Raw genomic sequence first — 14,033 nt, forward strand, 5'->3', positions numbered from 1 at the left:
CAGGCAGGAGCAGGGTGCACGATCACACAACGTATGCAACCCATTGGCGCTGTTTGCGTCAAGCGACGGGGGCAGTGGCGCGCGTGCCACTGCCCCCGTACAGCTCATGCCGTGTGACCGGACGTCAGGCGGAAGTACCCTTTCCGTGCGGAGCGCCGACCTCGGCGGCGTTCATCTCCTCCACGTCCTCGGCGCCGAGTACCGCGCCGGTGCCGCGCTTGCTGCGCCGCAGCCGGGCCTCCAGCCAGCCGGCGAAGCTGGTGAGGGCGAAGTTCAGCACGATGAAGAGGGCCGCGACCACGATGAAGCTGGGGATCACGTTGGCGTAGAACGCCGCGAGGGTGCCGCGCGAGTTGAGCAGCTCGTCGAAACCGATCATCACACCGCCCAGTGCGGTGTCCTTCACGATGACGACGAGCTGGCTGACGATGGCCGGCAGCATCGCGGTCACGGCCTGCGGCAGCAGGATGTTCTTCATCGTCTGGCCCTTGCGCAGACCGATGGCGTACGCGGCCTCCGTCTGCCCCTTGGGCAGGGACAGGATGCCGGCGCGGACGACCTCGGCGAGCACCGAGGCGTTGTAGAGGACCAGGCCGGTGACGACCGCGTAGAGCGGCCGGTCCTCGCTGCTGACGTTGGTGGAACGGGCGAAGAACTCGTTGGCGAACAGCATCAGCAGCAGCACCGGGATGGCCCGGAAGAACTCCACCACCGCACCGGACACGGTCCGCACCCAGCGATGGTCGGACAGCCGTGCGATGCCGAAGACCGCGCCCAGCGGCAGGGCGATCACCATGGCCAGCGCCGCCGCCTTCAGCGTGTTGGCGAGACCGGGCAGCAGGTAGGTGTCCCACGCCTCGGCCTTGATGAACGGCTCCCAGAGGGCGGAGGCGAACTGGTCCTCGTCGTCCATCGTCTTGTAGATCCACCAGGCCAGCGCGGCCAGCAGGGCGAAGAAGACGACCGAGAGGACCAGGTTGCGCCGCTTGGCGCGGGGCCCCGGCGTGTCGTAGAGGACCGAACTCATCGCTTCACCGCCAGTCGCTTGCTGAGCCAGCCGAAGAAGAGGCCCGTGGGGAGGGTCAGAACCACGAAACCGAAGGCGAACACCAGGCCGATGGGCACGGTCTGGGCCTCGTTCTCGATCATGGTCTTCATCAGCGCGGCGGCCTCCGCGACGCTGATGGCGGCCGCCACCGTGGTGTTCTTGGTGAGCGCGATCAGCACGTTGGCCAGCGGGCCGATCACCGAGCGGAACGCCTGCGGCAGGATGATCAGCGTCAGGGTCTGGGTGAAGGTCAGTCCGATGGCGCGAGCCGCTTCCGCCTGACCGAGCGGCACCGTGTTGATGCCGGACCGGATCGCCTCGCACACGAAGGCCGACGTGTAGGCGACCAGGCCGAGCACCGCGAGCCGGAAGCCCTGGTCCTCGAAGTTCGAGGTGCCCATGGTGACACCGAAGATGTCGGCGAGGCCGAGCGAGGTGAACAGGATGATGACCGTCAGCGGGATGTTCCGGACGAAGTTGACGTAGGCGGTGCCGAACCCGCGCATCAGCGGGACCGGACTGACCCGCATCGCGGCCAGCAGGGTGCCCCACACCAGGGAGCCCACGGCGGACAGCACGGTCAGCTGCACCGTTGTCCAGAACGCCCCTAGGACGTCGTAACCTTCAAGAAAGTCGAACACGATCTCCCGCGCTTCCGGGTGTGTGGCGTATGGGGAGGGAAAGGCGCGCCGCCGCCCTGATCGCGACGGACGGCGGCGTGCCGGTGGTGCCCCGTATGACTGGGCCGCTGACTGGGCCGCGGGTCCGGGTTACTTGACGATCTGGCCGATCTGCGGCGCCTTCTCGGGCGTGTAGTTCGCCGGGCCGAAGTTGTCGTCGACCGCCTTCTGCCAGGTGCCGTCGCTGACCATCTTCTCCAGCGCGGCGTTGATCTTGTTGACCAGCTCGGTGTCGCCCTTCTTGACGCCGATGCCGTAGTTCTCGTTGCTGAGCTTCAGACCGGCCAGCTTGAACTGGCCCTTGTACTGGTCCTGGGCGGCGTAGCCGGCGAGGATCGAGTCGTCCGTGGTGACCGCGTCCACGGAACCCCGCTGCAGACCCGCGATGCACTCCGAGTAGGAGCTGTAGTTCTTCAGGTTGGCCTTCGGGGCGATCTTGTCCTTGACGTTCTGCGCCGAGGTCGAGCCGGTCACCGAGCACAGGTTCTTGCCGTTGAGGTCGGTGCCCTGCGAGATGTTCGCGTCCTGCTTGACCAGCAGGTCCTGGTGGGCCAGCAGGTAGGGACCGGCGAAGTCCACCTCCTTCTGGCGCTTCTCGGTGATCGAGTAGGTGGCCGCGATGAACTTCACGTCCCCGCGCTTGAGGGCGTTCTCACGGTCGGCGCTCTTGGTCTCGACCCATTCGATCTGGTCCGGCTTGTAGCCCAGCTCCTTGGCGACGTAGGTCGCGACATCGACGTCGAAGCCCGAGTAGCCGCTCGGCGTCTTCAGACCCAGGCCGGGCTGGTCGAACTTGATGCCGACCTTGATCGTGCCGTTGCCGCCGGACGACCCGCTGCCCGAGTCGTCCTTGTCGTCGGAGCCGCAGGCGGTGGCGGCGAGGGAGAGAACGAGCACGGCAGCCGAAGCGGCGGTGACCTTGCGGAGCTTCATGGTGAACATCCTTCGGGTGGTGTCTGATGCGGGCCGTCGGTGCGGATGACGCGAGGCGTCATGGCGCTCCGTCAGTGGTGGAGGATCTTCGAGAGGAAGTCCTTCGCACGGTCGCTGCGCGGGTTGCTGAAGAACTGGTCCGGCGTAGCCTCTTCGACGATGCGGCCGTCCGCCATGAACACCACGCGGTTGGCGGCCGATCGCGCGAACCCCATCTCATGGGTGACCACGATCATGGTCATGCCGTCCCGGGCCAGCTGCTGCATGACCTCCAGCACCTCGTTGATCATCTCGGGGTCGAGGGCCGAGGTCGGCTCGTCGAAGAGCATGACCTTCGGGTCCATGGCCAGCGCCCGCGCGATCGCCACACGCTGCTGCTGGCCGCCCGAGAGCTGCGCCGGGTACTTGTCGGCCTGGGTACCCACGCCGACCCGGTCGAGGAGCGCACGCGCCTTCTCCTCGGCTTTCTTCTTGTCGCTCTTGCGGACCTTGATCTGGCCCAGCATCACGTTCTCGAGCACCGTCTTGTGCGCGAACAGGTTGAACGACTGGAACACCATGCCGACGTCGGCGCGCAGCCGGGCCAGCTCCCTGCCCTCCTGGGGCAGCGGCCGGCCGTCGATGGTGATCGTGCCCGAGTCGATCGTCTCCAGGCGGTTGATGGTGCGGCACAGGGTCGACTTGCCGGACCCGGACGGCCCGATGACGACGACGACTTCACCACGTGCGATCGTGAGGTCGATGTCCTGGAGAACGTGCAACGCGCCGAAGTGCTTGTTGACGCTCTTCAGGGCGACGAGATCGTCGGACGCGGCCATGTCTTCCTTGGCCACCGATACTTCTTTCATCGCTCTCGGGCTCCGTCCTCCTCGGGTTTCGGAGGACAGTAGTAACCACCCCCGACCAGCGTCATTACATCTGAGGGGAATCTGAGGGTCACGATCCGATAGCGATCGGACACGTGTCGTAGCACTTGTGACCTGCGCGCGTATCGGGCGGATAACGGAAGCGGTGCGCAACCGGAACCCTCTTGACGGCGTCCTCGTCCATCAGCGTGACTGCCATCGTGCACCCGCGCGTGGGAATGCCCCGCAGGGCATGCCCGAATCGTACGCCTTTCTGGCCGAGTCCAGCCGTACCCACGACGAACAGGAGGAGGACCGGATGAGACTGCTGCTCGTCGAGGACGACAACCACGTCGCCGCCGCACTGTCCGCGGTGCTCAAGCGGCACGGGTTCGACGTCACCCACGCGCGCAGCGGTGAGGAGGCCCTCCAGGCGCTGGTGCCCGAGGGCGCCGGGTTCGGTGTCGTCCTGCTCGACCTGGGGCTGCCCGACCAGGACGGCTACGAGGTGTGCGGCAAGATCCGCAAGCGCACCGGCACCCCGGTGATCATGGTGACCGCCCGCTCCGACGTGCGCTCCCGCATCCACGGCCTCAACCTGGGCGCCGACGACTACGTGGTGAAGCCGTACGACACCGGAGAGCTGCTGGCCCGGATCCACGCCGTCAGCCGGCGCACCGTCCAGGAGGAGGCCGTCACCGGTACCGACAGCATGCTGCGGCTCGGCCCGATGGAGATCGACCTGCCCACCCGGAAGGTCACGGTGGACGGCACGGTCGTGCAGCTCACCCGCAAGGAGTTCGATCTGCTCGCCCTGCTCGCCCAGCGCCCCGGGGTGGTGTTCCGCCGGGAGCAGATCATCAGCGAGGTATGGCGCACCAGCTGGGAGGGGACCGGACGCACTCTGGAGGTGCACGTCGCCTCCCTGCGGGCCAAGCTGCGCATGCCCGCACTGATCGAGACCGTGCGCGGCGTCGGCTACCGCCTCGTCGCCCCGGCCGGCTAGCGGGGACGGGTGCGCACCCGACTCCTGCCGCTGCTGATCGTGCTGATGGCGGCCGTGCTGCTGGCCCTCGGCGTCCCGCTCGCCGTCAGCGTGGCCGGCGCCGAGCAGCAGCGGGTGGTCGTGGACCGGATCGACGACACCGCGCGGTTCGCGGCCCTCGCCCAGTTCGTCACGGCCGCCACCGACGCCAACGGCACCACTTCGACGACCATGAACGAGCGGCGCGAGATGCTCAGCCGCGAACTCGACAGTTACCACGATGTCTACGGCATTCGTGCCGGTGTCTTCTACCGCACGGATACCCCCATGGCTCAGGCGCCGAAGGACTGGTTCCTCCCCGAAACGGGCGAGGTGCGGGACGCCTTCAAGGAGGCGTTGCTCAGCCGGCGCAGCCACGACCCCCAACAGGTGTGGCCCTGGGAGCGCCGCCACCTGGTCGTCGCCTCGCCCGTCATCCGGGACGGCGACGTCATCGCGGTCGTGGTCACCGACTCGCCCACCGGGCCGATGCGCTCGCGCATCCTGCACGGCTGGCTGATCATCGGCGCCGGCGAGATCGCCGCGATGCTGCTCGCCATCGGGGCCGCGCTGCGGCTGACCGGCTGGGTGCTGCGCCCGGTGCGCATCCTGGACGCCACCACCCACGACATCGCCACCGGGCGGCTGAAGTCGCGGGTCGCGGCGGCCGGCGGTCCCCCGGAACTCCAGCGGCTGGCCCGGTCGTTCAACGAGATGGCGGACCACGTCGAGGATGTGCTGGAGCAGCAGCGCGCCTTCGTCGCCGACGCCTCGCACCAGTTGCGCAACCCGCTCGCTGCGCTGCTGCTGCGGATCGAACTGCTGGCCTACGAACTACCCGAGGGCAACGAGGAGATCGCCTCGGTCCAGGCCGAGGGCAAGCGCCTGGCCGAGGTCCTGGACGACCTGCTGGACCTGGCGCTGGCCGAGCACACCGAGGCCGACCTCGGCATCACCGACATCGGTGCGCTGACCGCCGAGCGCGTGGCAGCCTGGGCGCCGACCGCCGAGGCCAAGGGAGTGCGGCTGGCCGGCACCTGCCCGCCCGTCACCGCCTGGGCCGACCCGGTCACCCTGTCCAGCGCGCTGGACGCCGTCATCGACAACGCGGTCAAGTTCACGCCGTCGGGGGAGACCGTCGAGGTGGAGGTCGCCGCCGACGGCGACACCGCGACCGTCGTCGTCAGCGACCGCGGACCCGGGCTGACCGACGAGGAACTCTCCCGCATCGGCGACCGCTTCTGGCGCAGCAGCCGCCATCAGAACGTCAAGGGCTCCGGCCTCGGTCTGTCCATCTCCCGCGCGCTGCTCGCGGCCGGCGGCGGCACGCTGACTTACGGCCACCACGAGCCGCGTGGGCTGACGGCCACCGTACGGGTGCCGCGGTCGGCGGGGACGTAGAGCGGCGGCAGCATGGAGAGCGGCCGCGGGCGGACCGCGGCGCCGCCGGACCGCCGCGGGACGGTGGAGCCCGGACGGGCCCGGCCACGGCCGCCGGGGCCGGGGCCGGGCAAGCGGACGCGGCTCACGGCTTGACCGACCGGTAGTAGCGGCGGGCCCCCTCGTGCAGCGGCAGCGGGTCGGTGTAGATCGCCGTGCGCAGGTCGACCAGCTGCGCGGAGTGGACGTGGGCGCCGATCTCGTCACGGCTCTTGAGTACCGTCCGGGTCAGCCACTCGGCCAGCCGGGGATCCATGTCGGTCCGGGTGACCAGCAGGTTGGACACCGCGATGGTCGGCACGGCGGCACCGTTCTGGATCGTGGGGTAGGCCGACTCGGGCATGTTCGTCGCGCGGTAGTAGCTGGTCGCCTCGTCCTTGTGGTGCATCCGGGCCACCAGGTCCGCGTCGATCGGCACGAACCGGAACGTGAAGGTGTCGGCCAGTTCCCGCAGGCCGCTGGTGGGCACTCCGCCGGACCAGAAGAAGGCGTCGATCTTCCCGTCCCGCAGCCGCCGCGGCCCGGTGTCGATGCCCTCGGACACCGCCGTGACGTCCCGGTCGGGGTCCAGGCCGGCCGCCTCCAGCACCCGGTTGGCGATCAGCCGCACACCCGAGCGGGGCAGCCCCGTCGCCACCCGCTTGCCGCGCAGGTCGGCGACCGTCCGGATGTCCGAGTCGCGCGCCACGACCAGCTGCACGTAGTCGTCGTACAGCCGGGCGACCCCGCGCAGCCGGGACACCGAGCCCGGATGGTCGGACTCGTACGTCGCCACCGCGTCGGCCGCGGCGATGGTGACGTCGGCCCGGCCGCTGACCAGCCGCTGGACGTTCTCCCCCGAGCCGTTGCTGTCCAGCAGGTTCACCTTGAGCCCGGGCATGTCCTTGGCCAGCTCGGTGCGCAGCCTGCTGCCGTACTCCTGGTAGACACCGGCCGTCGTTCCGGTGCTGAAGGTGATCGTCCCGCTCGGCGGTTCCTCGCCCAGCGGCAGCAGCCACCACAGCAGCAGCCCGAGCACGACCGTGCCGGCGGCCGCGGACCACAGCGCGCGCCGCCGGTCGAGGTGGAAGGAGAGCCTGGACATGGCGGCGATCCTGCCAGGCCGAACGGGCCGCTGAACAGGGCGGGGACCACAGCGGCCGGGGCGTCGGTGGCCACCGATACAGTCGGGCGCATGAGTTCCTCGCCCGCCCGCCTGGTCCGTGAGTTCCATCACGCCTTCGGTCTCGACGCCCGTGACACCCCGACGGAGGTGCCCTCGGAGCTGGCCGCGCACCGCGGGGAACTGCTCGCGGAGGAGGCCGCGGAGGTCGCCGAGGTCTCGGTGAGCGGCCCGCTGGACCGGCTGGCGCACGAGCTCGCGGACGTGGTCTACGTCGCGTACGGCACGGCCCTGGTGCACGGCATCGACCTCGACCAGGTGATCGCCGAGATCCACCGCTCCAACATGACCAAGCTGGGCCCCGACGGCCAGGTCGCGCGCCGGGCCGACGGCAAGGTCCTCAAGGGGGAGCACTACGAGGCACCGGACGTGGCGGAGGTGCTGCGGCGTCAGGGCTGGAGACCGCGGCACGGGGCGGGGACCTGAGCGGGCCGAGGTCCGAGGGCCGGGCCGGACACCGCAGCGCGGCGAGCGTGACCTGTTGTCCGGGGGTGCCGTGGCCCGACGTCAGCGGGCGATGCGGTAGCGGTGCTCGGGACGGCCGGTCGTGCCGTAGCGCAGTTCCAGCCGGACCGATCCCTCCTTGACCAGGTAGGACAGGTACCGCTGGGCCGTGGCGCGGGAGACGCCGGTCCTCTCGGCCGTCTCGGCGGCCGACAGAGCGGTGCCTGCCGTGTGCACGGCCCGCTGTATCGCGGTGAGGGTGTGCGCGGAGTGGCCCTTGGCCGGGGACCGGGGCATGGCGGGCGGGCGGGCGGCGCTGAACAGGGCGTCCACGTCGGACTGGTCGGCGGCGGTCGTCCGGCTGAGCGCGTCCACGCGGTCGTGGAGCCGGCGGTAGCCGGTGAGCCGTTCGGTGAGGTCCGCGGAGCCGAAGGGCTTCACCAGGTAGCCGACGGCGCCGAGCTTCATCGCGGCACGGACGGAGGACATGTCGTGGTCGGCGGTGATCATCAGGGCGTCGGGGCGGGCTTCGCCCTGGTCCTGGCTGAGCTGCCGCAGCACGTCCAGCCCGCTGCCGTCGGGCAGGAAGACGTCCAGCAGCAGAAGGTCGGGCCGCAGCGCACGGACCGTCGCCAGCGCCTCGGCCACGGTGGCCGCCCTGCCCACCACCTCGAAGCCCTCGACCCGACGCACGTAGTTGGCGTGGATCTGCCCGACCCGGAAGTCGTCGTCCACCACCAGGGTCCGGATCATCGGCCCTCACCTCCCAGGACAATGCCGTCGTGAACAGTGCGCTCCGCGGGGCGGACGTGGCGTCCGGCAGCGGCCGTACGGCCGTGAGGACCGCGCCCGGCCCCTCCGCGACGGTGATGGTGCCGCCGTGCCGCCGCACCAGCCGGTGCACCCGGGCCAGGCCGGCCCGCGGCGGGCGGCGCCCCGGCCGGGGCGGGGCGACCAGCCGTCCTCGAAGATCGACCCGGCGGTGCCGGGCGGCACGCCCGGACCGTTGTCCGCCGCGCGCACGGTGATCCGCCGGTCGTTCTCGGCCACCGTCAGCCGCACCCGGCGCCCGCCGCGGGGGGACGGGGCCTCGGCCCTCGTGCCGATGCCGTTGTCGAGCAGGTGGCCGACGACGGTCAGCAGCCGGAGCCGGTGGGGCGGGTCGTCACCGAGCGAGGGACCGCCGGTGAGGTCGATCCGCACCCCGCGCTCGGCGGCGACCGTGCTCTTCGCCGCGATGAGTCCGGCCATCGGCCGATGGCCGGTACGCCGGCGGACCTCATCCGTCAGGGCCGGCCCGGAACGGGCCGTGTCGATGGCGTACTCGTACGCGGAGTCGTACGCGTACGCGTACTCGTATGCGGAGTCGGGCTCGCCGACGTCCAGCAGCACGGCCGGTGTGCGCATCCGGTCGGCGCACTCGTGCTGCTGGGCCCGCAGGGCGTCGGTCGGGGTCACAGGTGCCTCTTCGCTCCGGCGTGCGTCGTGCCGGGCCGGCCCTGTGCCGGACCCGTGGTGGCGCGATTGTGTCTGACGGGCGGGGGGCTGCCTACCCCTCGTCCACCGCGCAGAACGAGCAGAACCCGGGTTTACGCAACTTTCGCGAGATACCTCGGAAACAGCGACGCAACGGGCGGCCGCCTCTAGCGTCTGCCTGGCCTCGGCCTCGGAGAAGCCTCCGAGGAACGTCCAAGGAACGTCCGAGGCACCGTCGAGAAGGAAGGAGACGGCCCCATGGTTTCGCGAAACGATGTCGCGACCAGCCCGGTCTCCGGTGTGACAGAGCGTGCCGACGCGCGTGTCGAGATCTCCGGGCTCACCAAGCGGTTCCTGACCCCTGCCGGTGAGGTGTTCACGGCTCTGCACGACGTGTCGTTCACCGTGGAACCCGGTCAGTTCTGCGCCGTGGTGGGTCCCACCGGCTGCGGCAAGTCCACGACGCTGAGCATGGTGTCCGGCCTCGACCGGCCCAGCGAGGGATCGGTCCGGGTCGGCGGCCGTGAGGTCGACGGCGTCACCGACGGCGTCAGCTTCATGTTCCAGGCCGACGCGCTGCTGCCGTGGAAGACGGTCCTCGGCAACGTACTCATGGGCCCCGTCTTCCGTGGTGTGCCCAAGCAGCGGGCGCACGCCCAGGCCCGTGACTGGCTGCGCCGGGTGGGCCTCGCCGGCTTCGAGGACCGCTACCCGCACCAGCTGTCCGGCGGTATGCGCAAGCGCGTGGCGATGGCCGCCGCGCTGATCAACGAACCCAAGATCCTGATCATGGACGAGCCGTTCGGCGCCCTGGACGTGCAGACCAAGGCGATCATGTCGACCGAGCTGCTGACCCTGTGGGAGCAGATCCGCCCGTCCGTCATCTTCATCACCCACGACCTCGACGAGGCCGTGGCGCTGGCCGACCGGGTGGTGGTGATGACGTCCAGCCCCGGGTCGGTCAAGGAGGTCTTCGACATCGACCTGCCCCGCCCCCGCGGCTCGGTCCAGGAGATCCGCTTCCAGCCCCGCTTCATCGAACTCCAGCACCAGATCTGGGACACGCTGCGCGAAGAGGTCGAGCGCGCCTACGCGAGCACCGCCGGAGGCCAGGCATGAGCACGACGACCACCCCGTCCGCCCCCGCCGTCGCCCCGGCTGCGAAGAACTCGGCCGCGGCCGCCGCCCGCAGCGCCCTCCGGCGGCGCACCGCCCTGGTGTGGGCCGGCCGCATCGGCCTCGCGGTGTTCATCATCGGGGGCTGGCAGGCGTTCACCACCTGGGGCATCGTCGACCCGTTCTTCTTCGGCCAGCCTTCCGGCATCTGGGAGCGGCTGATCGACCTCTTCCAGAACGGGACCGGGTTCGGCTCCTTCTACTCCAACATCTGGACCACCATCCAGGAGGCGCTCCTCGGCTTCGTCCTGGGCTCGCTGACCGGTGTCGTCTTCGGCGTCGCGCTCGGGCAGAGCCGCTACCTCTCCGATGTGCTGGGCCCCTACATCAAGATGGTCAACGCGATCCCGCGCATCGTCCTCGGCTCCATCTTCATCGTGGCCTTCGGCATCGGCGTGACCCCGAAGATCCTGCTCGCCGCGGTGCTGGTGTTCTTCATCGTCTTCTTCAACGCCTTCCAGGGCGTGCGCGAGGTCGACCGCAACATCCTCGCCAACGCCAGGGTGCTCGGCGCCTCCCAGTTGCAGATCATCCGGCACGTCGTCGTGCCCTCCGCACTGACCTGGATCATCGCCAGCCTGCACAGCGCCTTCGGCTTCGCCATCGTGGGTGCGCTGGTCGGCGAGGTGCTCGGCGCGCAGAGCGGACTGGGCCTGGTCATCAAGACCGCCCAGAACAACTTCGACCCCAACGGCGTGTTCGCCACCATGCTCGTGATCTCGGTGATCGTCCTCGGCGCCGAGTGGCTGATCGGCAAGCTCGAACGCCGGCTGCTGTCCTGGCGCCCGCCGTCGCCCTCCGAGGCCGCAGGCCTCTGAGACCCACCTTCCCGTCCCTCCCCCCTCCCCCACCCCTTCCAGCGGTCCGCGTCCCCGGCGGACCCGAAAGGAATGAGCCGCCATGTCCAAGAGGACCCTCACCGCGTCGCTCGTCACCGTTCTCAGCCTCGCCGCCGCCACCGCCTGCTCCAGCAGCGCCGCCGACTCCGGTTCCGGCGGCTCCGGCGGGACCCCGACCGTCAGACTCATGGTCGGCGGCATCGACAAGCAGATCTACCTGCCCTACCAGCTCGCAGAGAGCCTCGGCTTCTACGAGAAGTACGGCGTCAAGGTCGAGCTGAGCAACGAGGCGAACGGCGGCGTCGGTGCCGACATCGCCATGGCGTCGGGCCAGGTCGACATGGCGGGCGCCTGGTACGTGCACGCGATCGACTTCGTGGCCAAGGGCAAGGGGATCGAGTCGGTCGTCCAACTGTCCGGTGCGCCGGGCGAGCGCGAGATGTGCACGACGAAGAGCGGGGTGAAGTCGGCCGCCGACTTCCAGGGCAAGACGCTCGGCGTCACCGACATCGGCTCGGGCACCGACACCCTCACCAAGTTCATGGCGGCGCAGAACGGCGTCAAGGAGGACGACTTCCACCGGATCGCCGTCGGCGCGGGCTCCACCGCCATCGCCGCACTGCAGAACGGCAAGGCGGACTGCGTCATCACCACGCAGCCGACGGTCACCGCGATCGAGAAGAAGGGGGTCGGCGCCTCCGCCATCAACCTGGCCACCGTCGACGGCGCCAAGGAGGCGCTCGGCGGTGCGTGGCCGGCCGCCGCCGTACTCGCCCGCACCGACTGGGTGAACTCGCACAAGGACACGGTGCAGAAGGTCGTCAACGCCCTCGTGGCCACCATGCAGTGGATCAACACGCACAGCGCCGCCGACATAGCGAACAAGCTGCCGAAGTCGTTCGTGGAGAACGAACTGGTGACCAAGGAGGACTACATCAAGGCGCTGAACGAGGACAAGGGCCAGTTCCTGCCGGACGGGATCATGCCGGCCGGTGGGCCGAAGACCGTGCTGGCGACCGAGGTGATGGTCGGCAAGGCGGAGGAGTCGCTGGACCTCGGCAAGACGTTCACCAACGAGTTCGCCCTCGCCGCCAACAAGAAGCTGGGCTTCACCACCACGACGACCCCGGCCGGGTCCGACGGCTGAGACACCGGCGCACACGGGCCGCTCGGACGGCCACTGCCCGCGACCGCCGGGGCGGCCACCGCCCGCACGACGGTCGCCCGGGCGGCCCCGGTCGGAGCAACACCGGCCGCGCCGTACCGTCGGCCCCCGCCGCACCCCGCCGCACACCGCCACGCGAAGGAGCCCGGCGTCCTGTCCGGGACCTACCCGACCGCTTCGCCGAACAGGCCGCCCAGAGCCGGACGGGCCGCATAGACGGACGTCCTCCGGGACCGCCTACCCTTGTGCCATGACCAGCAGCAGCGACCGGAGCCCGGCAGTGGACGTTCCCGCACCCAAGAGCTATGAGATCCGCACCTACGGGTGTCAGATGAACGTCCACGACTCCGAGCGACTGGCCGGTCTCCTCGAGGACGCCGGATACGTGCGCGCGCCCGAGGGCTCGGACGGCGATGCGGACGTCGTGGTCTTCAACACCTGCGCGGTGCGGGAGAACGCCGACAACCGGCTGTACGGCAACCTGGGCCGCCTGGCCCCCAGGAAGGCGTCGCGCCCCGGCATGCAGATCGCGGTCGGCGGCTGCCTCGCGCAGAAGGACCGCGACACCATCGTGCGGAAGGCGCCCTGGGTGGACGTCGTCTTCGGCACCCACAACATCGGCAAGCTGCCGGTCCTGCTGGAACGCGCGCGCGTGCAGGAGGAGGCCCAGGTCGAGATCGCCGAGTCGCTGGAGGCGTTCCCGTCGACGCTGCCGACGCGGCGCGAGAGCGCCTACGCGGCCTGGGTGTCGATCTCCGTCGGCTGCAACAACACCTGCACCTTCTGCATCGTCCCGGCCCTGCGCGGCAAGGAGAAGGACCGCCGCCCCGGCGACATCCTCGCCGAGGTCGAGGCCCTGGTCGGCGAAGGGGTCTCCGAGATCACCCTGCTCGGACAGAACGTCAACGCCTACGGCTCCGACATCGGCGACCGGGAGGCCTTCAGCAAGCTGCTGCGCGCCTGCGGGACCGTCGAGGGCCTGGAGCGGGTCCGCTTCACCTCCCCGCACCCGCGGGACTTCACCGACGACGTGATCGCCGCCATGGCCGAGACGCCGAACGTGATGCCGCAGCTGCACATGCCCCTGCAGTCCGGCTCGGACACCGTCCTGAAGGCGATGCGCCGCTCCTACCGCCAGGACCGCTACCTGGGGATCATCGAGAAGGTCCGCGCCGCCATCCCGCACGCCGCCATCACCACCGACATCATCGTGGGCTTCCCCGGCGAGACCGAGGCGGACTTCGAGCAGACCCTGCACGTCGTCCGCGAGGCCCGGTTCGCGCAGGCGTTCACCTTCCAGTACTCCAAGCGGCCCGGCACGCCCGCCGCGACCATGGAGGACCAGATCCCCAAGGAGGTCGTCCAGGCGCGCTACGAGCGTCTCGTCGCCCTCCAGGAGGAGATCTCCTGGGCGGAGAACAAGAAGCAGGTCGGCCGCACCCTGGAGCTGATGGTCGCCGAGGGCGAGGGCCGCAAGGACGGCGCCACCCAGCGCCTGTCCGGTCGCGCCCCCGACAACCGCCTGGTCCACTTCACCAAGCCCGACCAGGAGGTGCGCCCCGGCGACGTGGTCACGGTCGAGATCACCTACGCCGCCCCGCACCACCTCCTGGCCGAGGGAGCCGTTCTCGACGTGCGCCGCACGCGTGCCGGTGACGCCTGGGAGAAGCGCACCGCGGAGAAGGCCGCCCGGGCCGCCGGCGTCATGCTGGGCCTGCCGAAGGTCGGCGTGCCCGAGCCGCTGCCGGTCGCGGCGGCGCCCGGCTGCGGCCGCGACTGAGACACGCCCGGTTCACCAGGA

General features: G+C 70.2%; 14 protein-coding genes. 7 read left to right on the top strand and 7 right to left on the bottom strand.

The window, feature by feature from the left end:
- Window positions 1–124: 124 nt before the first annotated feature.
- From AC3ET3_RS25730 to AC3ET3_RS25745, 4 genes are all read right to left on the bottom strand, one after another.
- Window positions 125–1,027, bottom strand: coding sequence for an amino acid ABC transporter permease (locus AC3ET3_RS25730; protein WP_432136268.1), 903 nt, complete (start codon window positions 1,025–1,027; stop codon window positions 125–127).
- Window positions 1,024–1,689 (bottom strand): amino acid ABC transporter permease, encoded by a 666-nt coding sequence (locus AC3ET3_RS25735; RefSeq protein WP_432158102.1) that lies wholly within the window; start codon window positions 1,687–1,689, stop codon window positions 1,024–1,026. Before AC3ET3_RS25735 ends, AC3ET3_RS25730 begins: the two co-directional genes overlap by 4 nt.
- Before the next feature lie 129 nt (window positions 1,690–1,818).
- Entirely contained in the window at window positions 1,819–2,661 is an 843-nt protein-coding gene (locus AC3ET3_RS25740) for a glutamate ABC transporter substrate-binding protein (protein ID WP_435612973.1), read from the bottom strand.
- Between the two features lie 71 nt (window positions 2,662–2,732).
- The gene (locus AC3ET3_RS25745; protein WP_432158101.1) at window positions 2,733–3,509 is read right to left on the bottom strand and encodes an amino acid ABC transporter ATP-binding protein; all 777 of its coding nucleotides are present in this window, start codon (window positions 3,507–3,509) and stop codon (window positions 2,733–2,735) included.
- Window positions 3,510–3,825: 316 nt separating this feature from the next.
- Between AC3ET3_RS25745 and AC3ET3_RS25750 the strand changes: the two genes are divergently transcribed.
- Both AC3ET3_RS25750 and AC3ET3_RS25755 read left to right on the top strand, forming a co-directional pair.
- Window positions 3,826–4,512 carry a response regulator transcription factor gene (locus tag AC3ET3_RS25750; protein ID WP_432136384.1) on the top strand — a complete coding sequence of 229 codons (687 nt, stop codon included), beginning with the start codon at window positions 3,826–3,828 and terminating at the stop codon, window positions 4,510–4,512.
- A 9-nt stretch (window positions 4,513–4,521) separates the two neighbouring features.
- Window positions 4,522–5,931 (top strand): sensor histidine kinase, encoded by a 1,410-nt coding sequence (locus tag AC3ET3_RS25755; protein WP_432136272.1) that lies wholly within the window; start codon window positions 4,522–4,524, stop codon window positions 5,929–5,931.
- A gap of 124 nt (window positions 5,932–6,055) precedes the next feature.
- Here the strand turns inward: AC3ET3_RS25755 and AC3ET3_RS25760 are convergent, their stop codons facing one another.
- Window positions 6,056–7,054, bottom strand: a complete 999-nt coding sequence (locus AC3ET3_RS25760; RefSeq protein WP_432158100.1) for a TAXI family TRAP transporter solute-binding subunit — start codon at window positions 7,052–7,054, stop codon at window positions 6,056–6,058.
- A gap of 90 nt (window positions 7,055–7,144) precedes the next feature.
- On the opposite strand from AC3ET3_RS25760, the gene AC3ET3_RS25765 reads away from it, so the two are divergent.
- Complete coding sequence (locus tag AC3ET3_RS25765; protein ID WP_432136274.1) at window positions 7,145–7,558, top strand: pyrophosphohydrolase domain-containing protein; 414 nt, start codon at window positions 7,145–7,147, stop codon at window positions 7,556–7,558.
- A gap of 81 nt (window positions 7,559–7,639) precedes the next feature.
- Here AC3ET3_RS25765 and AC3ET3_RS25770 read toward each other — a convergent pair whose 3' ends face one another.
- Window positions 7,640–8,329: a response regulator gene (locus AC3ET3_RS25770; protein ID WP_435612974.1), complete on the bottom strand. Its 690-nt coding sequence runs from the start codon at window positions 8,327–8,329 to the stop codon at window positions 7,640–7,642.
- Window positions 8,330–8,335: 6 nt separating this feature from the next.
- Entirely contained in the window at window positions 8,336–9,034 is a 699-nt protein-coding gene (locus tag AC3ET3_RS25775; RefSeq protein WP_435612975.1) for a sensor histidine kinase, read from the bottom strand.
- Between the two features lie 276 nt (window positions 9,035–9,310).
- Here AC3ET3_RS25775 and AC3ET3_RS25780 point away from each other — a divergent pair, with 276 nt between their 5' ends.
- The 4 genes from AC3ET3_RS25780 (at window position 9,311) to miaB (ending at window position 14,012) form a co-directional block, all read left to right on the top strand.
- A complete protein-coding gene (locus AC3ET3_RS25780) occupies window positions 9,311–10,171 on the top strand; it encodes an ABC transporter ATP-binding protein (protein ID WP_432136277.1) in 861 nt (286 codons plus the stop codon).
- Window positions 10,168–11,046, top strand: a complete 879-nt coding sequence (locus AC3ET3_RS25785) for an ABC transporter permease (RefSeq protein ID WP_432136278.1) — start codon at window positions 10,168–10,170, stop codon at window positions 11,044–11,046. The genes AC3ET3_RS25780 and AC3ET3_RS25785 overlap by 4 nt, the downstream gene beginning before the upstream one ends.
- A gap of 82 nt (window positions 11,047–11,128) precedes the next feature.
- The gene (locus tag AC3ET3_RS25790) at window positions 11,129–12,214 is read left to right on the top strand and encodes an ABC transporter substrate-binding protein (protein ID WP_432136279.1); all 1,086 of its coding nucleotides are present in this window, start codon (window positions 11,129–11,131) and stop codon (window positions 12,212–12,214) included.
- Window positions 12,215–12,482: 268 nt separating this feature from the next.
- A complete protein-coding gene (gene miaB, locus AC3ET3_RS25795; protein ID WP_432158096.1) occupies window positions 12,483–14,012 on the top strand; it encodes a tRNA (N6-isopentenyl adenosine(37)-C2)-methylthiotransferase MiaB in 1,530 nt (509 codons plus the stop codon).
- The last annotated feature ends 21 nt before the right edge of the window (window positions 14,013–14,033 follow it).

The organism is Streptomyces sp. bgisy159, from assembly GCF_057707805.1.